The sequence below is a fragment of the Rubellimicrobium aerolatum genome, from assembly GCF_017872975.1.
Classification (GTDB): domain Bacteria; phylum Pseudomonadota; class Alphaproteobacteria; order Rhodobacterales; family Rhodobacteraceae; genus Rubellimicrobium; species Rubellimicrobium aerolatum.
The window spans coordinates 383,338-408,302 of record NZ_JAGGJP010000002.1 but is presented as its reverse complement, the minus strand read 5'-3'; the positions used below and the strand labels follow the sequence as shown (position 1 = coordinate 408,302).

At 70.3% G+C, this 24,965-nt stretch carries 26 protein-coding genes; 18 read left to right on the top strand and 8 right to left on the bottom strand.

Features of this window, described 5'->3' with window-relative positions; genetic code table 11:
* The first annotated feature begins 573 nt into the window (after positions 1–573).
* A complete protein-coding gene (locus J2Z33_RS04120; protein ID WP_209838140.1) occupies positions 574–831 on the top strand; it encodes a DUF2798 domain-containing protein in 258 nt (85 codons plus the stop codon).
* 86 nt (positions 832–917) lie between these two features.
* Here the strand turns inward: J2Z33_RS04120 and J2Z33_RS04115 are convergent, their stop codons facing one another.
* The 4 genes from J2Z33_RS04115 to J2Z33_RS04100 are packed head-to-tail and all read right to left on the bottom strand — an operon-like array spanning position 918 to position 5,366.
* Positions 918–2,195 carry a 4-aminobutyrate--2-oxoglutarate transaminase gene (locus tag J2Z33_RS04115; protein ID WP_209838138.1) on the bottom strand — a complete coding sequence of 426 codons (1,278 nt, stop codon included), beginning with the start codon at positions 2,193–2,195 and terminating at the stop codon, positions 918–920.
* Between the two features lie 36 nt (positions 2,196–2,231).
* On the bottom strand, positions 2,232–3,311 hold the full coding sequence (gene zapE, locus J2Z33_RS04110) for a cell division protein ZapE (RefSeq protein WP_209838136.1): 1,080 nt from the start codon (positions 3,309–3,311) through the stop codon (positions 2,232–2,234).
* Positions 3,312–3,336: 25 nt separating this feature from the next.
* Positions 3,337–4,410: an acetate/propionate family kinase gene (locus J2Z33_RS04105; RefSeq protein WP_209838134.1), complete on the bottom strand. Its 1,074-nt coding sequence runs from the start codon at positions 4,408–4,410 to the stop codon at positions 3,337–3,339.
* The gene (locus J2Z33_RS04100; protein WP_209838132.1) at positions 4,407–5,366 is read right to left on the bottom strand and encodes a phosphate acyltransferase; all 960 of its coding nucleotides are present in this window, start codon (positions 5,364–5,366) and stop codon (positions 4,407–4,409) included. The genes J2Z33_RS04105 and J2Z33_RS04100 overlap by 4 nt, the downstream gene beginning before the upstream one ends.
* A 191-nt stretch (positions 5,367–5,557) precedes the next feature.
* Between J2Z33_RS04100 and J2Z33_RS04095 the strand changes: the two genes are divergently transcribed.
* The 3 genes from J2Z33_RS04095 (at position 5,558) to J2Z33_RS04085 (ending at position 7,056) form a co-directional block, all read left to right on the top strand.
* On the top strand, positions 5,558–5,845 hold the full coding sequence (locus J2Z33_RS04095) for a type II toxin-antitoxin system ParD family antitoxin (RefSeq protein ID WP_209838130.1): 288 nt from the start codon (positions 5,558–5,560) through the stop codon (positions 5,843–5,845).
* Complete coding sequence (locus tag J2Z33_RS04090) at positions 5,842–6,156, top strand: type II toxin-antitoxin system RelE/ParE family toxin (RefSeq protein ID WP_209838128.1); 315 nt, start codon at positions 5,842–5,844, stop codon at positions 6,154–6,156. Before J2Z33_RS04095 ends, J2Z33_RS04090 begins: the two co-directional genes overlap by 4 nt.
* Positions 6,157–6,402: 246 nt before the next feature.
* The gene (locus J2Z33_RS04085) at positions 6,403–7,056 is read left to right on the top strand and encodes a hypothetical protein (RefSeq protein ID WP_209838126.1); all 654 of its coding nucleotides are present in this window, start codon (positions 6,403–6,405) and stop codon (positions 7,054–7,056) included.
* Between the two features lie 23 nt (positions 7,057–7,079).
* Here the strand turns inward: J2Z33_RS04085 and J2Z33_RS04080 are convergent, their stop codons facing one another.
* Both J2Z33_RS04080 and J2Z33_RS04075 read right to left on the bottom strand, forming a co-directional pair.
* Positions 7,080–8,474 (bottom strand): aminotransferase family protein, encoded by a 1,395-nt coding sequence (locus J2Z33_RS04080; protein WP_209838124.1) that lies wholly within the window; start codon positions 8,472–8,474, stop codon positions 7,080–7,082.
* A gap of 78 nt (positions 8,475–8,552) precedes the next feature.
* Positions 8,553–9,509, bottom strand: coding sequence for a LysR family transcriptional regulator (locus J2Z33_RS04075; protein ID WP_209838122.1), 957 nt, complete (start codon positions 9,507–9,509; stop codon positions 8,553–8,555).
* Positions 9,510–9,663: 154 nt separating this feature from the next.
* On the opposite strand from J2Z33_RS04075, the gene chvE reads away from it, so the two are divergent.
* The 13 genes from chvE to J2Z33_RS04010 all read left to right on the top strand — a co-directional run bounded on the left by chvE (position 9,664) and on the right by J2Z33_RS04010 (position 23,139).
* Complete coding sequence (gene chvE / locus J2Z33_RS04070) at positions 9,664–10,728, top strand: multiple monosaccharide ABC transporter substrate-binding protein (RefSeq protein WP_209838120.1); 1,065 nt, start codon at positions 9,664–9,666, stop codon at positions 10,726–10,728.
* Between the two features lie 67 nt (positions 10,729–10,795).
* Positions 10,796–12,355, top strand: a complete 1,560-nt coding sequence (gene mmsA, locus J2Z33_RS04065; protein ID WP_209838118.1) for a multiple monosaccharide ABC transporter ATP-binding protein — start codon at positions 10,796–10,798, stop codon at positions 12,353–12,355.
* Positions 12,348–13,601 carry a multiple monosaccharide ABC transporter permease gene (gene mmsB, locus J2Z33_RS04060; RefSeq protein WP_209838116.1) on the top strand — a complete coding sequence of 418 codons (1,254 nt, stop codon included), beginning with the start codon at positions 12,348–12,350 and terminating at the stop codon, positions 13,599–13,601. The genes mmsA and mmsB overlap by 8 nt, the downstream gene beginning before the upstream one ends.
* A 4-nt stretch (positions 13,602–13,605) precedes the next feature.
* Positions 13,606–14,592, top strand: coding sequence for an AraD1 family protein (gene araD1, locus J2Z33_RS04055; protein ID WP_280922874.1), 987 nt, complete (start codon positions 13,606–13,608; stop codon positions 14,590–14,592).
* A 9-nt stretch (positions 14,593–14,601) separates the two neighbouring features.
* Complete coding sequence (araD, locus tag J2Z33_RS04050; RefSeq protein ID WP_209838114.1) at positions 14,602–16,344, top strand: L-arabinonate dehydratase; 1,743 nt, start codon at positions 14,602–14,604, stop codon at positions 16,342–16,344.
* Positions 16,344–17,258 carry a Gfo/Idh/MocA family protein gene (locus J2Z33_RS04045; RefSeq protein ID WP_209838113.1) on the top strand — a complete coding sequence of 305 codons (915 nt, stop codon included), beginning with the start codon at positions 16,344–16,346 and terminating at the stop codon, positions 17,256–17,258. Before araD ends, J2Z33_RS04045 begins: the two co-directional genes overlap by 1 nt.
* A 936-nt stretch (positions 17,259–18,194) precedes the next feature.
* The gene (sdhC, locus tag J2Z33_RS04040) at positions 18,195–18,590 is read left to right on the top strand and encodes a succinate dehydrogenase, cytochrome b556 subunit (protein ID WP_209838111.1); all 396 of its coding nucleotides are present in this window, start codon (positions 18,195–18,197) and stop codon (positions 18,588–18,590) included.
* Positions 18,587–18,970: a succinate dehydrogenase, hydrophobic membrane anchor protein gene (gene sdhD / locus J2Z33_RS04035; protein WP_209838109.1), complete on the top strand. Its 384-nt coding sequence runs from the start codon at positions 18,587–18,589 to the stop codon at positions 18,968–18,970. Before sdhC ends, sdhD begins: the two co-directional genes overlap by 4 nt.
* 11 nt (positions 18,971–18,981) lie before the next feature.
* Entirely contained in the window at positions 18,982–20,787 is a 1,806-nt protein-coding gene (gene sdhA, locus J2Z33_RS04030; RefSeq protein ID WP_209838107.1) for a succinate dehydrogenase flavoprotein subunit, read from the top strand.
* Positions 20,787–21,089: a hypothetical protein gene (locus J2Z33_RS04025; RefSeq protein WP_245218521.1), complete on the top strand. Its 303-nt coding sequence runs from the start codon at positions 20,787–20,789 to the stop codon at positions 21,087–21,089. The genes sdhA and J2Z33_RS04025 overlap by 1 nt, the downstream gene beginning before the upstream one ends.
* Positions 21,090–21,103: 14 nt before the next feature.
* Positions 21,104–21,415: a hypothetical protein gene (locus J2Z33_RS04020; RefSeq protein WP_209838105.1), complete on the top strand. Its 312-nt coding sequence runs from the start codon at positions 21,104–21,106 to the stop codon at positions 21,413–21,415.
* A gap of 60 nt (positions 21,416–21,475) precedes the next feature.
* The gene (locus J2Z33_RS04015; RefSeq protein ID WP_209838103.1) at positions 21,476–22,255 is read left to right on the top strand and encodes a succinate dehydrogenase iron-sulfur subunit; all 780 of its coding nucleotides are present in this window, start codon (positions 21,476–21,478) and stop codon (positions 22,253–22,255) included.
* 20 nt (positions 22,256–22,275) lie between these two features.
* On the top strand, positions 22,276–23,139 hold the full coding sequence (locus tag J2Z33_RS04010) for a DUF429 domain-containing protein (RefSeq protein WP_209838101.1): 864 nt from the start codon (positions 22,276–22,278) through the stop codon (positions 23,137–23,139).
* On the opposite strand, the gene J2Z33_RS04005 is transcribed toward J2Z33_RS04010, so the two are convergent.
* Entirely contained in the window at positions 23,115–23,471 is a 357-nt protein-coding gene (locus J2Z33_RS04005) for a DUF6455 family protein (protein WP_209838100.1), read from the bottom strand. The two genes, J2Z33_RS04010 and J2Z33_RS04005, sit on opposite strands and share 25 nt — an antisense overlap.
* Positions 23,472–23,615: 144 nt before the next feature.
* Positions 23,616–24,320, bottom strand: a complete 705-nt coding sequence (deoD, locus tag J2Z33_RS04000) for a purine-nucleoside phosphorylase (RefSeq protein ID WP_209838098.1) — start codon at positions 24,318–24,320, stop codon at positions 23,616–23,618.
* Positions 24,321–24,449: 129 nt separating this feature from the next.
* On the opposite strand from deoD, the gene J2Z33_RS03995 reads away from it, so the two are divergent.
* The gene (locus J2Z33_RS03995; RefSeq protein ID WP_209838096.1) at positions 24,450–24,959 is read left to right on the top strand and encodes a DUF4329 domain-containing protein; all 510 of its coding nucleotides are present in this window, start codon (positions 24,450–24,452) and stop codon (positions 24,957–24,959) included.
* Positions 24,960–24,965 lie beyond the last annotated feature (6 nt).

The window sequence follows — 24,965 nt, the reverse complement described above, 5'->3', positions numbered from 1 at the left end:
CGGATTGACTGCCCGGCCCACGGGAGGCGCGTGCACGACGCGCCGGCGGCTGGGACCTCTCGCCCAGGTGGCGTTTGGGCCAGCGGCCCGTCGCCTGTCAAACAGACCGGCCGGGGGCGGGGGCCTCCGGCGCGGGGGGAGGCCGCGTGGGCGGGCCTCGTGGGGGCGCGGAGGTCGCGAGGGACTCCGGGCCGCGTGGGAGGGAGAATCGCACGGGGGCGTTAACGACCTCTGACAGCAACGGGCGTTGCGTGTTGCGTGGCATTTTAGGCATCGGGGGCGCAGGCGGGGGGCGGGGGACGAAAAGCCTTTGGAAGGCTCTTGGCAAACCCCTTGGGAAGGGATTTGGGCCGCGCCGGGGGGGAGCGGGAGCGCTCGCGGGCGGGGCTTGCGGGCGGGGGGCGGGGCCGCTAGGAGCGGCGGGCCGAAAAACGTCAGGCCGGTCAGGTTAGCCCGGTCCCCGCGACGCTCGCGGGAGTTAGTCGTTCCCACGATCCCGCGGCGGACCCCAATCGACGGGGGCCGTGGGCGCGCGCGCTTTCGGTCCTCCGTCGCCCATGACCGGAGAGCGACATGACCCAATCCAAGGCCACCCTCATCACCGCGCAGGTGTTCATCTCGGGCCTGATGGCCTTTCTGATGACGCTGATCTTCACGGCGATCCCCATGGGCTTCGCGCCCGGCTGGGTGGGGGAGTGGCTCCTCCGCTGGGTGACGGCCTGGCCCATCGCCTTCGTGCTGTCGCTGGGGGTGGGGCCGCTGGCGTTCCGGCTCGCGGCGCTGGCGATGCGGTTCGTCCAGCGGCCGGGGCGGGACGGCGCGGGGCTGTGAGGGGGCGTCCCGCCATGACGCCGAGGGGGGCGCATGGCGGGCTGAAGCCCGCCCGACGGGGTGGAGCCGTCCCGACTCCCCCGCGATCAGGCGGCGCGGGCGGCGAGGACCGAGTCCTCCAGGATGCCTATAGCCTCGCTGAACACCTCGTCGGGGATGGTGATGGGGGCGAGGAAGCGCACCACGTTGCCGTAGACGCCGCAGGTGAGGAGGATGAGGCCGCGCTTCTGCGCCTCCAGCTTCACGCGGTTGGTGAAGTCGGGGTCGGGGGTGTGGGTGCCGGGGAGGTTGAATTCGACCGCGACCATGAAGCCGGGGCCTCGGATGTCGGCGATCTCGGGCACGCGGTCGCGCAGGGATTCGAGGTGCTGGCGGAGGCGGGAGCCGAGCGCGTTGGCGCGGGCGCAGAGATCCTCGTCGGCGATCACGTCGAGGACGGCGTGGGCGGCGGCGATGCCGAGCGGGTTGCCGCCGTAGGTGCCGCCGAGGCCGCCGGGGTTGGCGGCGTCCACGATGCTGGCCTTGCCCGTCACGGCGGCGATGGGGAGGCCGCCGCCGAGGCCCTTGGCCATGCAGGTGAGGTCGGGGGCGACGTCGTAATGCTCCATCGCGAAGAGCTTGCCGGTGCGGGCGAAGCCGGTCTGCACCTCGTCGGCGATCAGCACGATGCCGTGGTCGTCGCAGAGGGCCCGCAGGGCGCGCATGAGTTCCGGGGGGGCGGGGTAGAAGCCGCCCTCGCCCTGCACGGGTTCGAGGATGATGCAGGCGACGCGGGCGGGGTCGAGGTCGGCCTTGAAGAGCTTCTGGATGCCGGCCATCGCGTCATCCGTGCTGATGCCGTGCAGGCCGATGGGGAAGGGGACGTGGAACACGTCGGGCATCATCGCGCCGAAGCCCGCCTTGTAGGGCTGGACCTTGCCGGTCAGCGCCATGCCCATGAAGGTCCGGCCGTGGAAGGCGCCGCCGAAGGCGATCACGGCGTTACGGCCGGTGGCGACGCGGGCGATCTTGACCGCGTTCTCCACCGCCTCGGCCCCGGTCGTGACGAACAGGGTGCGCTTGTCGAAGTCGCCGGGGACGAGGGCGTTCAGGCGTTCCGCGAGGCGGATGTAGTTCTCGTAGGGGAGGACCTGGTGGCAGGTGTGGGTGAAGCTGTCGAGCTGGGCCTTGACCGCTGCCATCACGCGCGGGTGGCGGTGGCCGGTGTTCACCACGGCGATGCCGGCGGCGAAGTCGATGTAGCGGTTGCCCTCCACGTCCCAGACCTCGCTGTTCTCGGCGCGGTCCACGTAGATCTGGGTCTGCATCCCCACGCCCCGCGCGATGGCGGTCTTGCGGCGCTCGGCGATCTCGCTGTTCTGCATGGGGAGGGGCTCCGGTTTGGGGTTGGCGGGGCCCTTTTACTGCGCGTCGGGGGCGTCCGCCAGACGGCCCCAGTCGGCGGCTTGCATCTCCATGAGGCGGGACGCGGTGCGGGCGAACTCGAAGGAGCCTTCGCCCTCGACATAGAGGCGGTCGGGGGGGGCGGCAGCGGCGGCGATGAGGGTGACGCGCGCCTCGTAGAGGGCGTCGATGAGGGTGACGAAGCGTCGGGCCTGGTTGAAGTTCTCGGAGCCGAGGCGCGGGATCTCGTCGATGAGGAGGACGCGGGCGGCGGCGGCGAGCGCGAGGTAGTCGGCGGGGCCGAGGGGGCGGCCGCACAGGTCGTAGAAGGTGGCGCGGGCGCAGCCGTCGTGGAAGGCCGGGATCTCCACGTCGCGGCCGTAGACGCGGAGGGTGGTGGGCTGGGCCTGCCCGCCGGTGAGGTCGGCCCAGATGGCGGCCATGGCGGCGCGGGATGCGGCGTCCACGGGGCAGAAGTAGCGCGGCGCGCCCTGGAGGCGGCCCTGGCGGTGGTCGGTGGGGGAGGCGAGCTCCACCACGTCGCACTCGGCCTCGATCATCGCGATGAAGGGCAGGAAGAGCGCGCGGTTGAGGCCGTCCTTGTAAAGGTCGAAGGGCGGGCGGTTGGAGGTGGTCAGGAGGGTGACGCCCTGCGACCAGAGGCGCTGGAACAGGCGACCCAGGATCATCGCGTCGGCGATGTCGGTCACCTGCATCTCGTCCAGGGCGAGGAGGCGGGCGGTGGCGGCGATCTCGTCGGCGACGGGGAGGATGGCGTCGTCGGTGCCGGTCTGCCGGGCGCGGGCGAGGGCGGCCTGGACCCACTGCATGAAGGCGTGGAAGTGCTGGCGGCGGGTGGGGACGGCCTCGCCCATGGATTGCAGGGCGAGGTCCATCAGCATGGACTTGCCGCGCCCCACGTCGCCCCAGAGGTAGAGACCACGCACGGGGCGGGGCTTGCGGAAGAGGCTCCGGCGCGGGGGCTGGAGGAGGTCCGTCCGCAGGCGGTCGAGGGCGGGGAGGGTGGCGCGCTGGCCGGGGTCGGGCGCGAGGCGGCCCTCGCGGGCGCGGGCGTCGTAGAGGGCGGCGACGGTCATGGGGCGGGGGCGTAGCGCGGGCCGGTCAGGACGGCAAGGGGAGGAGGGCCGACGCGTCGGCGGCGATCTGGCGCTCCTCCTGCGCGGGGACGACGTGGGTGGGGGCCTGCGGGTTGAGGAAGGCGAGGCCCTGGGCGATGCGGGTGCGGATGGGGGTGGCGTTCTCTCCGATGCCGCCGGTGAAGGCGAGGGCGTCGAGGCCGCCCAGCGCGGCGGCGAGGCCCGCGCCCTGGCGGATGGCCCAATGGCAGAAGTGGTCGATGGCGAAGCGGGCCTCGGCGTCGTCGCGGGCCAGCAGCGTTCTCATGTCGGAGGTGCCGGCGAGGGCCTTCAGGCCGGAAGCGCGGTTGAGGAGGGTCTCGGTGGCCTCGATGCCTTGGGTGCGGGCGATGGCAAGGACGGCCATGCCGTCGATGCTCCCCGTGCGGGTGCCCATCACGAGGCCGTCGAGGGGGGAGTAGCCCATGGTCGTGGCCACGGACGCGCCGTCGAGGAGGGCGCAGGCGGAGGCGCCGTTGCCGAGGTGGAAGGCGAGGAGGCGGCGGGGGAGTTCGTTGCGGTCGCGCAGGTGGGACGCAAGGGCGGCGTAGCTGAGGCCGTGGAAGCCGTAGCGGCGGAGGCCCCCGTCGCGCAGGGGAGCGGGGAGGGCGTAGGTGGATTCGACCGGGGGGACGGTCGAATGGAAGGCGGTGTCGAAGCTCGCGACCTGGGGGAGGTCGGGGGCGAGGCGCTGGAGGGCGCGGATGCCCTGGAGGTTCGCGGGGTTGTGGAGGGGGGCAAGGGGGACGCAGGCCTCGATTTCGGCGAGCGTCGCGTCGTCGAGGAAGCGCGGGGCGGTGAGGGTCGCGCCGCCGTGGACGACGCGGTGGGCGGCGGCGGTGAGGTTCTGGGCCGGGTGGCCGGACGCGGCCAGCATGGCGAGGAGGTAGGCCAGCGCCGCGCCGTGGTCGGTGGCGCGGACGGGCTGGCGGGCGGGGCCGAGGGTCAACTCGCCCGTGGCGCCGATCTCGGTGACGGAGCCGCGCAGGACCTCGCGCAGGGTGGGGGTGAAGAGCGCGACCTTGACGGAGGAGGAGCCGGCGTTGACGACGAGGATCATGCGGCGGCCCGCCTCGACCGGGCCTCGGCGGCGAGGATGGCGCCGAGCGCAGCGGAGGCGATGCGGTCGGGCGCGCCCTGCCCGCGCGAGGTGAGCAGGATCGGCACCCGCGCGCCCATGACCACGCCGCCCGCGCAGGCCCCCATGCCGAGGGTCATCAGCTTGAAGAGCGCGTTGCCTGCGTTGAGCTCGGGCACGAGGATCACGTCCACGCGGCCCGCGATGCGGGAGGCCACGCCCTTCACCTCGGCGGCGCGGCGGGACAGCATCAGGTCGAGGGCGAGGGGGCCTTCGACCACCGCCTGCCGCAGCGCGCCCTTGGCCCAGGCGGCGATGGCGGCGGCCTCGCCCGTGCAGGGGACGGCGGCGGTCACGTCCTCGGACGGCGCGAGGAGGCCGCAATGGGGCTGGGCGGTGCCGGTCAGTTCCGCGAGGCGCACGGCATGGGCGAGGCAGGCCTGCCGGGTGGCGAGGTCGGGGGCGACGTTGAGCGCGGCGTCGGTCAGGAACAGCGGCCGGTCGGAGCCCGGCACGGTGACGTGGAAGACGTGGCCGCAGGTCGCGCCCTTGTCGCGCAGGCCCATGGCCGAGGGCAGGAGGCCCTTGAGGAAGGTCGAGGTGTGGATCTGGCCTTTCATGATGGCGTCGGCCTCTCCCGCCACGGCCAGTTGGGCGGCGCGGGGGGCGGCGGATTCGCCCGGCGCGGCGACGAGGCGGAAGGGGCGGATGTCCCAACCGATCCGTTCGGCGGCGGCGTGGATCTTGATGGGCTCGCCCAGCAGGATCGGCTCGGCGAGGCCGGCGTCGCAGGCTTCGCGGAGGCCCTGGAGGGGGGTGGCGGCCCCGGCGTTGACGAGGGCGACGCGCGGCGGGGGGAGGCCGCGCGCCTGGGCGAGGAGGGCGGCGGGCGCGTGGGGGGGCACACGGGACAGGAAGGGGTGGTCGTCGGTGGTCATGGGCGCGGTCCCTTTGGGGTCGGGGGGAGGCTAGGGCGCGGGGCGGGGAAGGCCAAGGGCGGGGGGGCTTCGTGTCGCGGAAGGGGGTGGGGCTGGGTCGCGGGCGTGACCGTCGTGAGGCGGGCCGCCCGCCCCGCCTGTGGACTCGTCGGGAGGTTGGCATATATTGCCAATGGATCAGGGAGGGTGCGATGCCGACTCGGAACGTGGTGCTGACGGATCATCTCGCGGGGGTGGTGGACGGGCTGGTGGCGAAGGGCCGCTATCAGAACGCGAGCGAGGCGATCCGGGCCGGGGTGCGGCTGCTGGAGGACGACGAAGCGCGCATGGACGCGCTCGCGGAGCGGCTCCACCGGGCGCACGAACGGGCCGTCGCGGGCGAGCGGGCGCCAGGAACCGGCGAGGAGGTGGTGCGTCGGGCCTTCCGCACGGCCCGCGCCGCCCACGAGGCCCGCCAGGCCGCCAAGGCGGCGGAGTGACGCGCGTCCTGCGGGTCGATCCCGAGGTCGAGGCGAGCCTTGTCGACATCTTCGCCTGGACCCTGGATCGCTTTGGCCCCCGGCAGGCGGAGGCCTATGAGGCCGACCTGATCGACGCCTTCGGACGGATCGCCGAGGACGCGCTGATCGGGCGGAGTTGCCGCAAGGTCTGGGGCGAGCGGATGCCCGAGAGGCAGATGTTCGCGCGGGTCGGCGCGCATGTGGTCGTCTGGGAGGAGGTCGCCGAGGAGGTCGTCGTCGTGGCCGTACTGCACGGGGCGATGGATTTGCCGAGGCGGCTGGGGGAGTAGGGTGGTTTCGCCGATTGCGGGCGGGTTCGTGCGCTGCTCTATGGTGTGGGGTGGTGGGTGACCTCCGCTTCGCGGAGAAGAACCACCCACCCTACGCTTGCTTACACCTGCTGCATGGGTCGATGGCCATGTTGAAGCGGGTTTAGGGACCGGAGAAAGTTCTTTCAGCATATCAATCCAGCTTGCTTTTCGCCGAAAGGTTTGTAGATGCGAGCCACGTGGCCTATCAATGCGCGGAGCACTCATTTGCACGCTTGGTATCTTAAAAACGAACTTGATGAACATTTGGGGAGAAAAGAGGTAGATTTTAGGTCTGTGTATAGGATTAAAGGATATGCCTCTTCTCTGCCCGAAAGTGACAGGCAAGCCATATCCTCGATTATTGATGATCTGGAAAAATGCGTTCAACGACAAGAGCCCGAAAAGGCGCTTACTTATCTTAGTCGCCTAGCAGGCTATCTGGATTTTCTGGAAACCCGAGAAAGTGAAGCTGCCGAGGACCGAGAGAAAGCAGAAGCCGAGTCGGACCTGTTGGATGTAACCCCGACGTTTGAGTTGAACGCCGACGATAAAGCTAGAGTTTTCACGCTTTGCGGTGAGATGCGAAGAATCATTCTTGCGTCAAGTCTGTTTGATGATGCCCACAAGAGGCGTCTCCTTAACAGGATTAACGCTATTGAGAAGCAACTAAACCAGCCTAAGGGACTCTTCGATGTGATCCTTGGAGGGGTGAGTGATGTAGGCGAGGTAGCCGGGAAATTCGGTGATGACGTAAAGCCACTTACGGACCGCATCCGCGAGATTGCAGGTATAGCAAGGGGGAGGACTGAGCAGTATAGCCAACTCCCCCCTCCCGACGAGGTCAAACAGCTCCCTAAACCCGACGACTATGAAGATTGATTAGGTAGAATCAGACTCTCGCCTCACCCCACCACCCGTCCAATCGCCCCATCCACCGCGTTCACGATCTGATCAATATCCCCCTCCGTCGCGATTAGCGCCGGAGCGAACAGCAGCGTGTTGTTGAAGCCGGGCATCGAGCGGTTGCTCGCGCCGATGATGACGCCCTGGGCGAGGCAGTCGGCGACGATGGCTTGCACCTGCTTCTCGGGGAGGGGCTCGCGGGTGGTGGGGTCGGCGACCAGCTCGGCGCCCTGGAAGAGGCCGAGGCCGCGGACCTCGCCGATGGCGGGGTGGCGGGACATGAGGGTTTGGAGCTGGGATGAGAGATAGGCGCCCATGCGGGTGGAGTTGGCGAGGAGGTTCTCCTCCTCGGTGATCGCGAGGACCTCCAGCGCGGCGGCGGGGCCGGCGGTGCAGCCGCCGAAGGTGGAGATGTCGCGGAAGTAGCCGAGACGGTCCGTGTCGTCCTTGAACTGGTCGAAGACGGCCTCGGTCGTGACGCAAGCCGAGATGGCGGCGTAGCCGGAGGCGACGCCCTTGGCCATGGTCACGATGTCGGGTTGCAGCCCATATTGCTGGTAGCCGAACCAGGTGCCGGTGCGGCCGAAGCCGCAGACGACCTCGTCGATGTGGAGGAGGATGTCGTAGCGGCGGCAGAGCTCCTGCACGCGTTCCCAGTAGCCTTGGGGCGGGACGATGATGCCGCCGCCGGCGGTGATGGGTTCGAGGCAGAGCGCGCCGATGGTGTCGGGGCCTTCGCGGAGGATCACCTCCTCGATCTGGGCGGCGGCGCGTTCGCCGTAGCCTTCGCCCGCCAGCTCCCCGGCGCGGTATTCGAGGCAGTGGGGCACCTGCACGAAGCCGGGCGCGAAGGGGCCGTACATGGCGTTCCGCTCCTGCTGGCCGCCGGCGGAGAGGGCGGCGAGGGTCGTGCCGTGGTAGTCGCGGTCGCGGTAGAGGATCTTGGACTTGCGGCCGCCGTGGTGCTTGTGGCTGATCTGGCGGACCATCTTCCAGGCCTTCTCGTTGGCCTCGCTCCCGCTGTTGGCGTAGTAGACGCGGGACAGGCCGGGCATCTTCTCGATCAGGCGTTCCGCGTAGAGCGCGCCGGGGATGGTGCCCTGCGCGCCGGCCCAGAAGCAGAGCTTGAGGATGCTGTCGCGCACGGCGTTGGCCACACGCTCGCGCCCGTAGCCGATGTTGGTCGTCCAGACGCCGCCCGAGACGGAGTCGAGGTATTCCTTGCCGGTGATGTCCCAGACGCGCAGGCCGTGCCCCTCGACCATGATGCGGGGGTCGAGGGCGTGGGGGCCGGGCTCGAACGGCTTGTGCTGGGCGAGGTGGTGCCAGACATGGGCGCGGTCGGCCTCGATGACGGCGCGGGGGTCGTTCTGGCGGTCGTAGAGCGTGTCCATGGGATCTGGCCTCGGGCGGGTGCTGGTTTGGCCGGCAGTCTGCGCCCAAGGGACGGGGCCTTCAAGCCCGGTGCGGGGCTAGGCGGTCTGGGCCTGGATCAGGTCGCGCAGCCGCTCGGCGGCGGGGGTGAGGCGGGCGCCGCGCAGGGTGACGAGGCTGTAGGTCGGCACCACGATGCCGAGGTCGATGGGCAGGACCACCAGCCCGGCCTCGGGCCCCGCCTCGGGCCCGGCGGCGAAGCGGCGGGCGACGGCGGCGGCGAGCGGGGCGATGGCGTTCGATTCGCGCAGCATGGCGAGCGTGAGGAGGAACGAGGAGGTGGACAGGCGGCCGGGCGGCGGCGGCAGGCCGAGGGCCGCCAGGCGTTCGAGCACCGTGCGGTGGAGGAGGGTGCCGGGCTCGGGCAGCACCCAGTCGTAGGCGAGGAGGTCGGCGGGCGCGATGGCCCCGGCCCGGGCGAGGGCGTGGCCGGGGCGGACGAGGAGGCTCACCGGCTCGTCCTCGAGCGGCTGGAGGTCGAAGAGCGACGGGTCGCGGCCCCCCGCGAGCCGCGCGAGGGCGAAATCGACGCCGCCCGACAGCAGGAGGTCGCAGAGCGGGTCGGAGGGGGCGACGACGACCTCGGTGGTGACGAGGGGCAGCGCCACGCGGGCGGCGCGCAGCGCGGGCAGCACGCGGTCGAGCGCGGGGCCGGTGACGGCGCCCAGGCGCACATGGCCCGAGAGGCCGCGCCCGAGGTCGGCGACCTCGCGCTCGGCGGCGCCGATCTCGGCCAGGGCGCGGGCGGCGCGGCGGGCGAGCGCCGCCCCCTCGGGCGTGAGCTGGATGCCGCGCCCGGAGCGGAGGTGGATCGGGCGGCCGGCGATCTCCTCCATCTCGGCGAGGAGGCGGGAGGCGGCAGGCTGGCTGATGCCCACCCGCGCGGCGGCGATGCCGATGGCCCCGGTCTCGCCCAGGGCGGCGGCGAGGCGGAGGTGGACAATCTTCAGCCCGCGCCGAAGAAAGCGGCTGTTACCGTTAACAGTTGCGTCCATTCATATCAGTCCTGGTATGTATACCATGGCATATTGTCCTTTGACCTGCCCGGCAAGGCCCGGCATCTTCCCGGCCAGCCGAGGCCCCCGACGAGGGCCGTCGGCGTTTCGCTGCGTCCGCGCGACGGTCGCGCGGCGCAATGGGAGGGAACCAATGAAGATCGTCTCCGCGGCCCTGGCCGCCGTCACCCTTGCCGTGGGCCTCGGCGCCCCCGCCTTCGCCCAGGACAAGGGCACCGTCGGCATCGCGATGCCCACGCAGTCCTCGGCCCGCTGGATCTCGGACGGGCGCTCCATGGAGGAGCAGTTCCAGGCCGCCGGCTACGGCACCGTCCTGCAATACGCCGAGGACGACATCCCGACGCAGCTGTCGCAGATCGAGAACATGATCTCGCAGGGCGTCGATGCCCTGGTGATCGCCGCCATCGACGGCACCACGCTGTCCTCGGCCCTCGAGAACGCGGCCGCCGCCGGCATCCCGGTCATCGCCTACGACCGGCTGATCCGCGACAGCGCGAACGTCAACTACTACGCCACCTTCGACAACTTCCAGGTGGGCGTGCTCCAGGCGACCTCGCTCGTGGACGGCCTCAAGGCGCGGTTCCCGGACCAGAAGCCCTGGAACGTCGAGCTGTTCGGCGGCTCCCCGGACGACAACAACGCCTTCTTCTTCTACGACGGCGCGATGTCGGTCCTGCAACCGCTGATCGACGCGGGCGACGTGGCGATCCCGTCCGGCCAGATGGGCATGGACGTGGTCGGCACCCTGCGCTGGGACCCCGCCACCGCCCAGGCGCGCATGGACAACATCCTGTCCGCGAACTACGGCGACAAGACGCTGCATGGCGTGCTGTCGCCCTATGACGGCCTGTCCATCGGCATCCTGTCGTCGGTCAAGGGCGTGGGCTACGGCTCGGGCGACATGGCGATGCCGGTCGTGACCGGGCAGGACGCCGAGCTGCCGTCCGTCAAGTCGATCATGGCGGGCGAGCAGTATTCGACGGTGTTCAAGGACACCCGCGAGCTGGCGCGCGTGACCGTGGGCATGGTCGAGGCGGTCCTGGAAGGCCAGGAGCCCGAGGTCAACGACACCGAGACCTACGACAACGGCGTCAAGGTCGTGCCGTCCTACCTGCTGGTCCCCGTGGCCGTGGACGCCTCGAACTACGAGGAGATCGTCATCGGCTCGGGCTACTACTCGGCCGAAGAGGTCCAGTGACCTGACTTTCCGGGGGGCGCCCGTTCGCGCGGGCGCCCCCCGTTTCATTCGTGACAAGGGTGCGGCGATGAGCGTCCTCCTCGAGATGCAGGGCATCTCCAAGACATTCCCGGGCGTGCGCGCGCTCGACGACGTGACGGTCCAGGTCCGCGAGGGCGAGATCCACGCCATCTGCGGGGAGAACGGCGCGGGCAAGTCCACCCTGATGAAGGTGCTGTCGGGCGTCTATCCGCACGGCTCCTACGAGGGCGTGATCCGCTTCGCCGGCGAGGAGGCGCGGTTCCGCGGCATCCACGACTCCGAGGCGGCGGGCATCGTCATCATCCACCAGGAGCTGGCGCTGGTGCCGCTGCTGAGCATCGCCGAGAACATCTTCCTCGGGAACGAGCGGGCGAGGGGCGGCGTCATCGACTGGCGCGAGACCTACGGCCGGACGGCGGCGCTGCTGGCCAAGGTCGGCCTGAAGGAGCCCCCCTCGACGCCGGTGGGCGACATGGGCGTGGGCAAGCAGCAGCTCGTGGAGATCGCCAAGGCGCTGTCCAAGAACGTGCGGCTGCTGATCCTGGACGAGCCGACGGCGGCGCTTCAGGAGAACGACAGCCAGAAGCTGCTGGACCTGCTGCTGGAGCTGAAGGCGCAGGGCGTCACCAGCATCATCATCTCGCACAAGCTGAACGAGGTGCGGCGGGTCGCGGACCGGGTGACGGTGATCCGCGACGGCGCGACGGTCTCCACGCTCGACGCCCACGCGGGCGAGGTGACGGAGGATCGCATCGTGCGGGACATGGTGGGGCGCGACATGGCGCACCGCTATCCCGAGCGGGTCAGGACCCCCGGCGAGGTGCTGATGGAGGTGGAGGGCTGGTCGGCCCGGCACCCCGAGCATCCCGACCGCGACTTCCTGCGGAGCATCGCGCTCCGCGTCCGCAAGGGCGAGATCGTCGGCATCGCCGGGCTGATGGGCTCGGGCCGGACCGAGTTCGCGATGTCGCTGTTCGGGCGGAGCTGGGGCAAGGACATCCGGGGCCGCGTGCGGATTGGCGGGCGGGACGTGGACGTGTCCACCGTGCCCAAGGCCATCGGCGCGGGGCTGGCCTATGTGACCGAGGACCGCAAGGCGCTGGGGCTGATCCTCGACGAGCCCATCGTGACGAACATCAGCCTCGCCAACCTGCGGGGCGTGTCCCGGGGCGGCGTGCTGGACGACGCGGCCGAGCAGCGGGTCGCGAGCCGGTTCAAGGCGGCGATGAACATCCGCGCGCCCAACGTCTTCCAGCGGGTCGTGAACCTGTCGGGCGGCAACCAGCAGAAGGTGCTGCTGTCCAAGCTGCTGTTCACCGAGCCCCGGGTGCTCATCCTCGACGAGCCCACGCGCGGCATCGACGTGGGCGCGAAGTTCGAGATCTACGGGATCATGAACCAGCTTGCCGCCGAGGGACGCGGGGTCGTGATGATCTCCTCGGAGATGCCGGAGCTGCTGGGGATGTGCGACCGCATCTACGTCATGGCCGAAGGGGCCTTCGTGGGCGAGCTGACGGCCGCCGAGGCCACCCAGGAGAAGATCATGTCGCTGATCGTGCGGGAGCACGAGGTGATGGAACAGGAGATGGAGGCCGCGCATGGCTGACGTGAACAACAGCCGGCTGGGGCCGGGCGAGGCCGGGGTCGGCGGCCTGCGCGAGGGCGAGGGCCTGAGCGCGAACGGGCGGTCGGGGGCGGCCTACCTCAAGGACAACCTGCGCGAATATGGGATGCTGCTGGCGCTGATCGCCATCGTGGTGTTCTTCGTGGCGCTGGTGCGGGCCCAGATCGGGGTGGACTTCCTCAACCCGCAGAACATCACCAACCTGTTCCTCCAGAACAGCTACGTCATCATCATGGCGCTGGGGATGCTGCTCGTCATCGTGGCGGGGCACATCGACCTGAGCGTGGGGTCGGTCGCGGCTTTCACGGGGGCGGTCGCGGCGGTGCTGACGGTCAACTACGACTGGCCGGTCTGGGCGGTGATCCCGGCGGGGCTGGTTGTCGGCGGCATCATCGGCGCGGCGCAGGGCTACTGGATCGCCTATTGGCGCATCCCGTCCTTCATCGTGACGCTGGCGGGGATGCTGGTCTTCCGGGGCCTGACGCTGTGGCTGCTGGGCGGGCAGAACATCGGGCCGTTCCCCCCCGCCTTCCAGGCGCTGTCCACGGGCTTCGTGCCCGACATCTTCGGGGCGGACCGGCCGAACTGGCTCGCGCTCGTCGTGGCGGTGGTCGCGGCGCTGGCGATCCTCGGCATGGGGATGCGGTCGCGGTCGCGCAACATGGCGCACGGGATGGAGGTCGAGCCCACGGGCATCTTCTGGCTCCGCAACGTCATCATGGCGGCGGCGCTGGTGTTCATCGGCTGGAAGCTCGCGGGGTTCCGGGGCATCCCGAACGTCGCCGTGTCGATGGCGGTGCTGACGATCCTGTATGCCTTCCTGGCGGAGTCGACGACCGTCGGCCGGCGCATCTACGCCATCGGGGGCAACCTCAAGGCGGCGCGGCTGTCGGGGATCAACGCCGACCGGCTGACCTTCCTGACCTTCGTCAACATGGGGGCGCTGGCGGGTCTGGCGGGGATGATCGTGACGGCGCGGCTCAACTCGGCCACGCCCAAGGCGGGCACGGGCTTCGAGCTGGACGTGATCGCGGCGGTGTTCATCGGCGGCGCGTCGTCCACGGGCGGCTCGGGCCGGATCGTGGGGGCGATCATCGGCGCCTTCATCATGGGCGTGATGAACAACGGCATGTCGATCCTGGGGATCGGCATCGACTACCAGCAGGTCATCAAGGGGCTCGTGCTCCTCGCGGCGGTGATCTTCGACGTCTACAACAAGAACAAGTGAGGACATGATGCTCCTGTCGCAGATCCGGCGGCCCGAGGGAGGGGTCGGGGTGGTGGCGCGCGACGGCTCGGAGGCGGCGCTCGTGAAGGACGCGGCCTCGGTGCGGGACCTGGCGCTGGAGGCGCTGGCCTCGGGCCGGTCCCTGGCCGAGACGGTCGCGGCGCACGGGCTGGGCGAGGCGGTGGACCTGGTGGCGGTGGCCGGGGAGGGGCGGCTGCTCGCCCCCATCCACCACCCGGACCCGGCGCACCTGCACCTGACCGGGACGGGCCTGACGCACCTGGGCAGCGCCTCGACCCGCAGCGCCATGCACGCCAAGGCCAGCGCGGACGACGCCACCGACTCCATGAAGATGTTCCGCATGGGGCTGGAGGACGGCAAGCCCGCAAGCCTGCCCGGCGTGCAGCCGGAGTGGTTCTACAAGGGCAACGGCGTCCACGTGGTCGCGCCGGGGGCGGCGCTGGTCTCCCCGGCCTTCGCGCTGGACGGCGGCGAGGAGCCGGAGATCGTCGGGATCTACGTGATCGGCCCGGACGGGACGCCCGCCCGCGTCGGCTGGGCCGTGGCGAACGAGTTCTCGGACCACGTGACCGAGCGGATCAACTACCTGTATCTCGCCCATTCCAAGCTGCGGCCCGCGAGCTTCGGGCCGGAGATCCTGGTGGGCGAGCCGCCCGCCGACATCCGGGGCGCGTCGCGCATCAAGCGCGGGGGGCAGGTGATCTGGGAGAAGCCGTTCCTGTCGGGCGAGGCCAACATGAGCCACAGCTTCGCCAACCTGGAGCACCACCACTTCAAGTACGGCATCTTCCGCCAGCCGGGCGACGTGCACGTTCATATGTTCGGGACGGCGACGTTGAGCTTCGCCGACGGGATCAAGCCGGAGCCCGGCGACGTTTTCGAGATCGAGGTCCCCGCCTTCGGGCTCGCTCTCCGCAACCCTCTCGCCGTGGACGCCGATCAGGGCGTCGCGACCGTCCGTCAGCTCTAGAGGTTTCCCATGGCGTTCACGCCCGCACCCTGGCCCCGCAAGCTCCGTTCGCAGGAGTGGTGGGGCGGCACGTCGCGCGACAACATCTATCACCGCGGCTGGATGAAGAACCAAGGCTACCCGCATGACATGTTCGACGGGCGCCCGGTCATCGGCATCCTGAACACCTGGAGCGAGCTCAACCCCTGCAACGCGCATCTGGATGTGCTGGCGCAGAAGGTGAAGAACGGCATCTACGAGGCCGGGGGCTTCCCCGTCGAGGTGCCGGTGTTCTCGGTGTCCGAGAGCACGTTCCGCCCGACGGCGATGATGTTCCGCAACCTCGCCGCCATGGCGGTCGAGGAGCAGATCCGGGGCCAGCCGATCGACGGGGTGGTTTGCCTCGTGGGCTGCGACAAGACCACGCCCTCCTTGCTGATGGGCGCGGCGTCCTGCGACGTGCCCACGATCATGGTCACGGGCGGCCCGATGCTGAACGGGCACTTCCGGGGCGAGCGCGTGGGCTCGGGCACCCATCTGTGGAAGTTCTCGGAGATGGTGAAGGCCGGGACGATGACCCAGGAGGAGTTCCTGGAGGCGGAAGCCGGGATGAGCCGGTCGGCGGGGTCGTGCAACACGATGGGGACGGCGTCCACGATGGCTTCGATGGCGGAAGCCTTGGGCATGGCGCTGTCGGGGAACGCGGCGATCCCGGCGGTGGATTCGCGGCGGCGGACGATGGCGCAGCTCTCGGGGCGGCGCATCGTGCAGATGGTCAAGGACGACCTGAAGCCGTCGGACATCCTGACCAAGCAGGCCTTCGAGAACGCCATCCGCACCAACGCGGCCATCGGGGGGAGCACCAACGCGGTAATTCACCTCCTCGCCATCGCGGGGCGGGTGGGGATCGACCTCACGCTCGACGACTGGGACCGCTGCGGGCGGGACGTGCCGACGATCGTGAACCTGATGCCGTCGGGGAAATACCTCATGGAGGAGTTCTTCTATGCGGGCGGGCTCCCGGTCGTCATCAAGCGGCTGGGCGAGATGGGGCTCCTGCACAACGACGCGCTGACCGTCTCGGGCGAGACCGCCTGGGAGCAGGTCCGCGACGTGCAGAACCACAACGACGACGTGATCCTGTCGAACGAGAGGGCGCTGACGCAGTCGGGCGGCATCGTGGTGGTCAAGGGCAATCTCGCGCCCAACGGGGCGGTGCTGAAGCCGTCCGCCGCGACGCCGGCGCTGATGACGCACCGGGGCCGCGCGGTCGTGTTCGAGGACATCGACGACTACAAGGCCAAGATCAACGACGAGGCGCTCGACATCGACGAGACCTGCGTGATGGTGCTCAAGAACTGCGGGCCGAAGGGCTATCCGGGGATGGCCGAGGTCGGCAACATGGGGCTCCCGCCCAAGGTCCTGCGGAAGGGCATCACCGACATGGTGCGGATCTCGGACGCGCGGATGTCGGGGACGGCCTACGGGACGGTCGTGCTGCACACCTCGCCCGAGGCGGCGGCGGGCGGGCCGCTGGCCATCGTGCGGGATGGCGACATGATCGAGCTGGACGTGCCGAACCGGCGGCTGCACCTCGACCTCACGGACGAGGAGATCGCGCGGCGGCTGGCCGAGTGGCATCCGGCGGCGACGGCGCCCGAGGGGGGCTACGCCATGCTCCACCACCTGCACGTGGGCGGTGCGGACACCGGGGCGGACCTCGACTTCCTTCGGGGCTGCCGTGGGGCTCCGGTCGGGAAGGACTCGCATTGATGAGCCGCAAGGTCTGCATCGTCGGCGTGGGCAAGATCGCCAGGGACCAGCACGTCCCGGCGATCGACGCCTCGCCGGAGTGGGAGCTGGCGGCGACGGTGAGCCGGCAGGGCAGCGTGGAAGGCGTGCCGACCTTCCGCGACTTCGACGTGATGCTGCTGGAGCGGCCGGACATCGAGGTGGTCTCGCTCTGCCTGCCGCCGCAGCCGCGGTTCCAGTACGCGAGGAAGGCATTGAAGGCCGGGCGGCACGTCATGCTGGAGAAGCCGCCGGGGCAGACGCTGGCCGAGGTGCACGAGCTGGAGCGGCTCGCCGCCGAGGCGGGGGTGACGCTGTTCGCGACCTGGCATTCGCGCATGGGCAAGGGCGTGGCCGGGGCCAAGGCGGCGCTGGCTGGGCGCGAGGTCCGGGCGGGCAAGATCACCTGGAAGGAGGACGTGCGCCACTGGCATCCGGGGCAGGAGTGGGTGTTCGAGCCCGGCGGGCTCGGGGTCTTCGATCCGGGGATCAACGCCCTGTCGATCCTGACGGAGATCCTGCCCCGGCCCGTCCATGTCGTGCGGGCGGAGCTGGACTTCCCGGACGGGCGGCAGACGCCCATCGCCGCGCGGGTGGAGTTCTCGCGCGGGGTGTCGATGGAGCTGGACTGGCTCCAGACCGGGCCGCAGACCTGGGACATCGAGATCGAGGCCGAGGACGGGCCAAGGGTCGCGCTGCGCTCGGGCGGGAACGAGCTTTGGGTCGACGGGGTGCGGCAGGACGGGTCGGAGGTCGAGGAGTATCCGGCGCTCTATGCCCGCATGGCCGAGCTGGTCGGGCGGGGCGAGAGCGACGTGGACCTGTCGCCGCTGGTCCATGTGGCGGACGCGATGACGCTGGGGCGGCGCAACGTGGTGGCGGCGTTCGAGTTCTGATCGGGCGGGGCGCGGGTCCGAGGGGAGCCGCGCCACGTCCGCCGCAGGGGGCTCTGCCCCATCGCCTGCGGCGATTCCCCGCGGACACCTGGGGTCAGAAGAAGGGGATCGGCGGGCGCGGTCCCGGCGCGCTGGAACCCGGACAGACTAAATCCCCGCGAGGCCTCCGGTTGTCCTCGGCTGGCGGGGGCGGGGCGCGCGCGCAGCGGAGGGCCGGTCCGCTGCATCCAGCGGGCTGGGTCATGGGGGCGCCGGGGAGGATCTCCCGGTCCCGGTATCTGGCCGCTGCTGGCCCACCGCGTTGTTGCCGGCCCCCGAGGGGGCGCCCTTCATCGTCGTTCTCCTTTCCGCCCCCGCCGGTCGCCTCCCCGCCCCGCCAGCCCCGGCGCAGGCGGAGGAGGGAGCGGCCCGGCGCGGGGCCTCGTGTTGCGTGCACGGGGAGAATCGCAGGAAAGCGTTGACGATCTCCGACGGCAACGGGCGCGCAACGCCCGGCTCGCGCAACGCCCCCGGGCTTCGTGCCACGCGCGCGAGCCGGGCGAATCGCGCGGGCTGGACGCGGGGAGGGGGCGGGCGGTTGGGGGAGTCCCGCCCTGCGCGGAACGAAGCGCGCCGCCCTTCCTCGCGCCCCTGGCCTTCTTTGGCTCCAAATATCCCGGGGGGAATCGCCGGAGGCGATGGGGGGCAGAGCCCCCCGGGCGACGGACGCCCCAGGGCGATGCGGTCGTGGGGCGGGGCGTCCGGGCGGGGCGGGCGAACGAAGCGGGCCTTGGGGCCGAGGTTTGTGATCGCAGGCCGAAAGGCTGCGATCACAACTCACGGAATGTTAGCGAAACCACTCGATCCTGAAGCATTTTCCCTCGCACAGGCGCGTGACAGCGCCTCGAAAAGCGGGCAAAGGAGCCCTAGCTCCGAGGCCAAAGCTCAGGGACAGACATGCCCGATATTCCGCGCGGCAACCGACCGCTTTCGCCGCACCTGCAGATCTACCGTCCGCAATGGACCACCGCGACCTCGATCCTGACGCGGATCACCGGGGTCGGGCTCATCGTCGGCACGATCCTCGTGGTGTGGTGGCTGCTCGCCGCCGCCACCGGCCCGGATCACTTCGCCACCGCCGACGCGGTGCTGCGGAGCTGGTTCGGCGACCTCGTGCTGCTGGGGAGCGTCTGGGCGCTCTGGTACCACACGCTGGCCGGCATCCGGCACCTCGTCTGGTCCACCGGGCGCTTCATGGAGATCCACCAGGCCGAGCTGTTCGGCAAGATCATCGTGGGCCTGTCCGTCGTCCTGACGATCCTGACCGTCCTCATCCTGTGGGTGACCGCATGAGCCGTTCCACCAGCTACATCACCGCCCGCAAGCGGGCCGAGAACCTGGGCGCCTCGGGCGGGGGCACGGACCATTTCTGGCTGATGGAGGTGACCTCCATCGCGCTGGTGATCCTGGTGCCGCTGTTCGTCTTCACCTTCGGCTCGATCCTCGGGCTACCTCACGAGGAGGCCGTCGCGGCGCTGTCGCGGCCCTTCCCGGCGCTGGTGATCGGGCTCACGCTCCTTGTCGGGCTGGTCCACTTCCGTCACGGCGTGCAGGTCGTCCTGGAGGACTACGCCCATGGCACGCCGCGCCGCGCCATGGTCATCGCCGCCATCTGCGTCACCTACGCGATCCTCGCCACCGGCGTCTTCGCCGTGGCGCGCATCGCCCTCTGAACGGGGTTCCCATGGCCGCCTATTCGTACGAGACCCATGCCTACGACGTGGTGGTGGTCGGCGCCGGGGGCGCGGGCCTTCGCGCCACGCTCGGCATGGTGGAGCGGGGGCTCAAGACCGCCTGCATCACCAAGGTCTTCCCGACCCGCAGCCACACCGTCGCCGCGCAGGGGGGCATCGCCGCCTCGCTGGGGAACATGGGGCCGGACCACTGGCAATGGCACATGTACGACACCGTGAAGGGGTCGGACTGGCTGGGCGACATGGACGCCATGGAATACCTCGCCCGCGAGGCGCCGAAGGCCGTCTACGAGCTGGACCACTACGGCGTGCCGTTCTCGCGGACCGAGGAGGGCAAGATCTACCAGCGGCCCTTTGGCGGGCACACGACCGAGTTCGGGGAAGGCCCGCCGGTGCAGCGCACCTGCGCCGCCGCCGACCGCACGGGGCACGCGATCCTGCACACGCTCTATGGCCAGAGCGTCAAGCAGAAGGCGGAGTTCTACGTCGAGTATTTCGCGACCGACCTGCTGATGGGGCCGGAGGGGGATTGCCGGGGCGTGGTGGCCTGGAACCTCGCCGACGGGACGATCCATGTCTTCACCGGCAAGATGGTGGTGCTGGCGACGGGCGGCTACGGGCGGGCGTATTTCTCGGCCACCAGCGCGCATACCTGCACGGGCGACGGCGGCGGCATGGTCGCGCGCCAGGGGCTTCCCTTGCAGGACATGGAGTTCGTGCAGTTCCACCCGACCGGCATCTACGGGGCGGGCTGCCTCATCACCGAGGGCGCGCGCGGGGAGGGGGGGTATCTCACCAACTCCGAGGGCGAGCGGTTCATGGAGCGGTACGCGCCGACCTACAAGGACCTCGCGAGCCGCGACGTGGTGAGCCGCTGCATGACGCTGGAGATCCGCGAAGGGCGGGGCGTCGGCAAGCGCAAGGACCACATCCACCTGAACCTGAGCCACCTGCCGCCCGAGACGCTTCACGAACGGCTGCCGGGTATCACCGAATCGGCGCGCATCTTTGCCGGGGTGGACCTGACCAAGGAGCCGATCCCGGTCCTGCCGACGGTCCACTACAACATGGGCGGCATCCCGACGAACTACTGGGGCGAGGTGCTGAACCCGACGGCGGACGATCCCGACCGGCTGGCCCCGGGCCTGATGGCGGTGGGCGAGGCGGGCTGCGCGAGCGTCCACGGGGCGAACCGGCTGGGGTCCAACTCGCTGATCGACCTCGTGGTGTTCGGGCGGGCGGCGGCGATCCGGGCGGCGGAGATCGTGACGCCGGGGACGGCGAACCCGGACATCCCGAAGGAGGCGCTCGACTATGCGCTGGGGCGGTTCGACGCGCTGCGCCACGCCAAGGGCCACGTGCCGACGGCCGCGCTGCGCGAGGAGATGCAGCGCGCCATGCAGGAGGACGCGGCGGTGTTCCGCGCCAGCGACACGCTCGCCCAAGGGGTGCGGCGGATGACGGCGGTGGCGGGCAGGATGGACGACCTGCGGGTGTCAGATCGCGGGATGATCTGGAACACCGACCTCGTGGAGACGCTGGAGCTGACCAACCTGATGCCGAGCGCGCTGGCCACCATCGTCTCGGCCGAGGCGCGCAAGGAGAGCCGGGGGGCGCACGCCCACGAGGACTTCCCCGAACGCGACGATGTGAACTGGCGCAAGCACACGCTGTCCTATGTTCGGGGGACGGAGGTCGAGCTGGCCTATCGCCCGGTGCACACCGAGGCGCTTTCCACGCCCGAGCAGGGCGGCATCGACCCGAAGAAGGTGGCGCCCAAGGCGAGGGTCTATTGATGCCGAACATCGTCCCGCCGATGCTGCTGGCCGCTGGGGCGCTGCTCCTGGCGGCCTGCGAGCCCGGTCCCGTCGATCCCGAGCGCGCCGCGCAGGTCTGCGAGCAGCGGGCCCGGGGGGCGCAGGGGCCGACGGGCTCGGTCACGGTCGGGGCGAGTTCGAGCGACGGGGCCTTCGGCGGCGTCGCCATCGGCCTGACCGGCGATTACCTCGCGGGGCGCGACCCCATCGAGGTCTATACCCGATGCGTCGAGCAGCGGACCGGACAGCCGCCGATCCGCCCGCCGCGCCTGCGTTCGTGAAGGAAACCCCGCGCATGAAGCCCAGCCTCATCCTCCTCCTCGGCCTGCTGGCCGCCCCGGCCCTGGCCCAGACCTCGGCCGAGGACGCGCGGGCGCAGGCGGTGGTCCTGCCGATGATCGAGGACAGCACGCAGGGGATGCCCGGCGCCTCGGAGCACGTCGCGCGCATCATCGCCGCCTGCGTCGTGGCCATCGCCACGCCCGAGCAGCGGGCGGCGCTGGCTGCGGCGAGCGGCCCCTCGCCCGAGCTGGCCGCGCAGGTGGTGACGCCGCTCCTGTCCCGGCCCGAGCTGCCCGGCTGCATCGAGGCCTCTGCCCGGCAGTAGGCCCCACCCATCCCGAGCCCGGGCGGAGCGCCGCCCGGCCGCCAGACCGAGGAATGCCAGATGGTCCAGCTACGCCTTCCCAAGAACAGCCGCATGAGCGTGGGCAAGACCTGGCCCAAGCCCGAGGGCGCGACGAACCTCAAGACCTTCCGCATCTACCGCTGGACCCCGGAGGACGGGGCGAACCCGCGCATCGACACCTACTTCGTCGATCTCGACAACTGCGGGCCGATGATCCTGGACGCCCTCATCTACATCAAGGACCGGATCGACCCGACGCTGGCCTTCCGCCGGTCCTGCCGCGAGGGGATCTGCGGGTCCTGCTCCATGAACATCGACGGGGTGAACGCGCTGGCCTGCGTGACCGGCCTGGACGAGGTGAAGGGCGATGTCCGCATCTATCCGCTGCCGCACATGCCGGTCATCAAGGACCTGATCCCGGACCTGAGCCACTTCTTCGGCCAGCACGCCAGCGTGAAGCCCTGGCTGGAGACCGCCACCAACGCCCCGGAGAAGGAGTGGCGGCAGTCGATCGACGACCGGCGCAAGCTGGACGGGCTGTATGAGTGCATCCTCTGCGCCTGCTGCTCCACCGCCTGCCCGTCCTACTGGTGGAACGGCGACCGCTACCTGGGCCCGGCGGCGCTGCTGCACGCCTATCGCTGGATCGTGGACAGCCGCGACGAGGCGACGGGGGAGCGGCTGGACGACCTGGAAGACCCGTTCAAGCTGTATCGCTGCCACACGATCATGAACTGCGCCAAGGTCTGCCCGAAGGGGCTGAACCCGGCCAAGGCGATCATGGACATCCGGCGGCTGATGCTGGAACGGGTGGTCTGACGCGCGGGTGAAGCCGCGCCGTGCGGATTTACGGTATCGACTTCACAAGTGCGCCGAGCCGGCGGAAGCCGATTTGCGTCGCCGTCTGCCGGCTGGACGGGGATCGTCTGATCTTCGAAAGGATGGGCCGGCTGGCATCGCTGGACGCCTTTGAAGCGGCTCTGCAGGAGCCCGGTCCCTGGGTCGCGGGCTTTGACTTCCCCTTCACGCAGTCGCGCACATTCCTGCGGAACATGAACTGGCCAGAAGATTGGCTGGCATATGCAGACTTCCTGATCGGGATGGATGGAGGGAAGGCGCAATTTCGTGCTGCCTTGGAAGACTACAAGGCACGACGGGAGAAGGGCCAGAAAGAGCACTTTCGCTCGTTTGAGGCGGGGATAGGAGCCGCAAGCCCGCAGAAGCTCGACTATGTGCCGGTGGCTCTCATGCAGTTCGCGGGGGTGCCTCGCCTCAAGCGGGCCGGCGTGCATCTCCCGGGTCTTTGCGACGGCGATCCTTCCCGCGTCGCGGTCGAGGCCTATCCAGGGGTCGCCGCGCGCGGGCTGATTGGCAAGCGCCCCTATAAGAACGATGCAAAGACGAAGCAGACCCTAGCGTTAGCCGAAGCCCGAAAGGACTTGCTTGGTGCGCTGACGGGTGACGAGGGCCGCACATATTTCGATCTGACCGTGCAGGCCCCCGCTCGGCTGGCCGAGGACCCGACGGGGGACGCGGTGGACGCGCTCCTTTGCGCCGTCCAGGCGGCCTGGGCGGCGCGGCTGATGCGGGACGCGCCGGAGCGGCTGGACGCGCTCGACCTGTCGGAGGGGTGGATCGCCGACCCGGAGGTACTGAAGCGGCTGCCGCGCCGGGGCGCTTACTCGGCGGCGAGCATCCGGTAGGTCTCGCTGTTGTTGCAGAAGTCGGTGTCGTCGCGGTCCGCGCCGTCGCGGAGCGCCCGGCGGCACCGGCCCTGCTCCTGGCAATGGGCGCAGGTGAGCGCCACGGCGATCTGGAGCGGGCGGTCGTCGTCGAGCCGGGCGGGGTCGAGGCCGTTCAGGCGGGCCATCTCCTCCATGCGGCGGATCTGCTCCTCGGGCATGAGGGCGATGTCGCGGAACTCCTGCGGGCTCAGGCCGTAGTCGGCGATCTCCTGGGGCGTGATATGGGCGATCTCGCGCTCGCGCTCACGGCGCTCGTGCCAGGTGGCCAGGGCTTCGCGGATGACGGTCATGGCGGGGTTCCTCGGCTGGGGGACTGAGGGGCAGCCTAGAGGCCCGGGGGCGCGGCGATTTGACCTGGATCAACGCGACCGCGATTCGTCGGCCGCGCGTGAGGGGAATGCATCACGCCCGCCGGATGGCCCGAGGGGACGCCGTCAGGCGAAGGCGGCGGCGAGGGCGATCTCGAACATCTCGCCGAAGCTCCGCTCGCGGTCGTCGGCGGGAAGGTCCTCGCCGGTCACGAGATGGTCGCTGATGGTCAGGATGGCGAGCGCGCGGGCGCCTTGGCGGGCGGCGAGGAGGTAGAGCTCGGCCGTCTCCATCTCCACGGCGAGGACGCCGTGGCGGGTGAGGAGGGCGGTGTGGTCGTCACGCTCGGTGTAGAAGGTGTCGGAGGACAGGATGTTGCCGACATGGACCGGCGTGCCGCGCCGGGCGGCGGCCTGGTGGGCGGCGAGGAGGAGGCCCCAGTCGGCGATGGGGGCGAGGTGGAGGTCGCGGAGGTAAGGCGTGGACGGCGTGGAGACCCAGGACGCCGCCTGCGCCAGCACCACGTCGCGCAGGCCGAGGGCGGGCTGGTAGGCCCCGGCGGAGCCGACGCGGATCAGGGTGCGGCAGCCGAAGTCGCGGAGGAGCTCGTTCGCGTAGATCGACAGCGACGGCATCCCCATGCCGGTGCCGTGGATGGTGACGCGGTGGCCGTTCCAGGTGCCGGTGAAGCCCAGCATCCCCCGGACGCGGTTCACGCATACGGCGTCCCGGAGGAAGGTGCGCGCCGCCCATTCGGCCCGCAGCGGGTCGCCGGGGAGGAGGACGGTCTCGGCGATCTCGCCCGGCCGCGCGCCGATATGGGTGCTCATGGCGGTGTCCTTTCCCCGGTCCCCGGGATTTGTGCGACGCCGGCCCGAGGGAAGTCAAATCCGCCGCATCGGAATCGTGACGGCCCGCGCCGGCGTGATAGCCTGCAACGCGATCCCCGGAGAGTTCCGATGCCTCGCCTTGCCTTTGCCGTCCTTCTGCTGCTTCCGGCGATGGGGCAGGCCCAGTCGCGCGACGAGGTGGAGTTCGTGACGGCGCTGTTCGAGGAGATTCAGCCGTTATCCTTCGCCAAGCGGCGGGAGTATTGCGGCTTCATCGGAATCACGTCGGACGGCGCGCTTTCGGCGACGCCGCCGGTGGAGGGAAATCGGGATTCCTGTCCGCTGGAATGGCCTTCGGGCTTGGACGTGCGGGCGAGCTATCACACCCATGGGGCCTTCGATTTCAGCTACCATAACGAGCTGCCCTCGGACGTGGACCTGCTGGCCGATCGGCGGCTGGGCGTGGATGGCTGGATCGCGACGCCGGGCGGGCGCGGCTCTGGCACGTCGATTCCGCGCGGATGGTGGCCCGGCAGGTCTGCGGCGCGGGGTGCCTGCCGGTGGCGCCGAACTTCTACAAGGCCCAGGCGGGGAAGGTCGCCAAGCGCTACACCTTGGACGAGTTGCGGGAGCGCCTAGGCCCCT

Excerpts from the sequence above, each read along its gene's own strand:
- J2Z33_RS04120 (WP_209838140.1), top strand. The coding sequence starts at position 574 with ATGACCCAATCCAAGGCCACCCTCATCACCGCGCAGGTGTTCATCTCG.
- J2Z33_RS04115 (WP_209838138.1), bottom strand. The coding sequence starts at position 2,195 with ATGCAGAACAGCGAGATCGCCGAGCGCCGCAAGACCGCCATCGCGCGG.
- zapE (WP_209838136.1), bottom strand. The coding sequence starts at position 3,311 with ATGACCGTCGCCGCCCTCTACGACGCCCGCGCCCGCGAGGGCCGCCTC.
- J2Z33_RS04105 (WP_209838134.1), bottom strand. The coding sequence starts at position 4,410 with ATGATCCTCGTCGTCAACGCCGGCTCCTCCTCCGTCAAGGTCGCGCTC.
- J2Z33_RS04100 (WP_209838132.1), bottom strand. The coding sequence starts at position 5,366 with ATGACCACCGACGACCACCCCTTCCTGTCCCGTGTGCCCCCCCACGCG.
- J2Z33_RS04095 (WP_209838130.1), top strand. The coding sequence starts at position 5,558 with ATGCCGACTCGGAACGTGGTGCTGACGGATCATCTCGCGGGGGTGGTG.
- J2Z33_RS04080 (WP_209838124.1), bottom strand. The coding sequence starts at position 8,474 with ATGGACACGCTCTACGACCGCCAGAACGACCCCCGCGCCGTCATCGAG.
- J2Z33_RS04075 (WP_209838122.1), bottom strand. The coding sequence starts at position 9,509 with ATGGACGCAACTGTTAACGGTAACAGCCGCTTTCTTCGGCGCGGGCTG.
- chvE (WP_209838120.1), top strand. The coding sequence starts at position 9,664 with ATGAAGATCGTCTCCGCGGCCCTGGCCGCCGTCACCCTTGCCGTGGGC.
- mmsA (WP_209838118.1), top strand. The coding sequence starts at position 10,796 with ATGAGCGTCCTCCTCGAGATGCAGGGCATCTCCAAGACATTCCCGGGC.
- mmsB (WP_209838116.1), top strand. The coding sequence starts at position 12,348 with ATGGCTGACGTGAACAACAGCCGGCTGGGGCCGGGCGAGGCCGGGGTC.
- araD1 (WP_280922874.1), top strand. The coding sequence starts at position 13,606 with ATGATGCTCCTGTCGCAGATCCGGCGGCCCGAGGGAGGGGTCGGGGTG.
- araD (WP_209838114.1), top strand. The coding sequence starts at position 14,602 with ATGGCGTTCACGCCCGCACCCTGGCCCCGCAAGCTCCGTTCGCAGGAG.
- J2Z33_RS04045 (WP_209838113.1), top strand. The coding sequence starts at position 16,344 with ATGAGCCGCAAGGTCTGCATCGTCGGCGTGGGCAAGATCGCCAGGGAC.
- sdhC (WP_209838111.1), top strand. The coding sequence starts at position 18,195 with ATGCCCGATATTCCGCGCGGCAACCGACCGCTTTCGCCGCACCTGCAG.
- sdhD (WP_209838109.1), top strand. The coding sequence starts at position 18,587 with ATGAGCCGTTCCACCAGCTACATCACCGCCCGCAAGCGGGCCGAGAAC.
- sdhA (WP_209838107.1), top strand. The coding sequence starts at position 18,982 with ATGGCCGCCTATTCGTACGAGACCCATGCCTACGACGTGGTGGTGGTC.
- J2Z33_RS04025 (WP_245218521.1), top strand. The coding sequence starts at position 20,787 with ATGCCGAACATCGTCCCGCCGATGCTGCTGGCCGCTGGGGCGCTGCTC.
- J2Z33_RS04020 (WP_209838105.1), top strand. The coding sequence starts at position 21,104 with ATGAAGCCCAGCCTCATCCTCCTCCTCGGCCTGCTGGCCGCCCCGGCC.
- J2Z33_RS04015 (WP_209838103.1), top strand. The coding sequence starts at position 21,476 with ATGGTCCAGCTACGCCTTCCCAAGAACAGCCGCATGAGCGTGGGCAAG.
- J2Z33_RS04005 (WP_209838100.1), bottom strand. The coding sequence starts at position 23,471 with ATGACCGTCATCCGCGAAGCCCTGGCCACCTGGCACGAGCGCCGTGAG.
- deoD (WP_209838098.1), bottom strand. The coding sequence starts at position 24,320 with ATGAGCACCCATATCGGCGCGCGGCCGGGCGAGATCGCCGAGACCGTC.
- J2Z33_RS03995 (WP_209838096.1), top strand. The coding sequence starts at position 24,450 with ATGCCTCGCCTTGCCTTTGCCGTCCTTCTGCTGCTTCCGGCGATGGGG.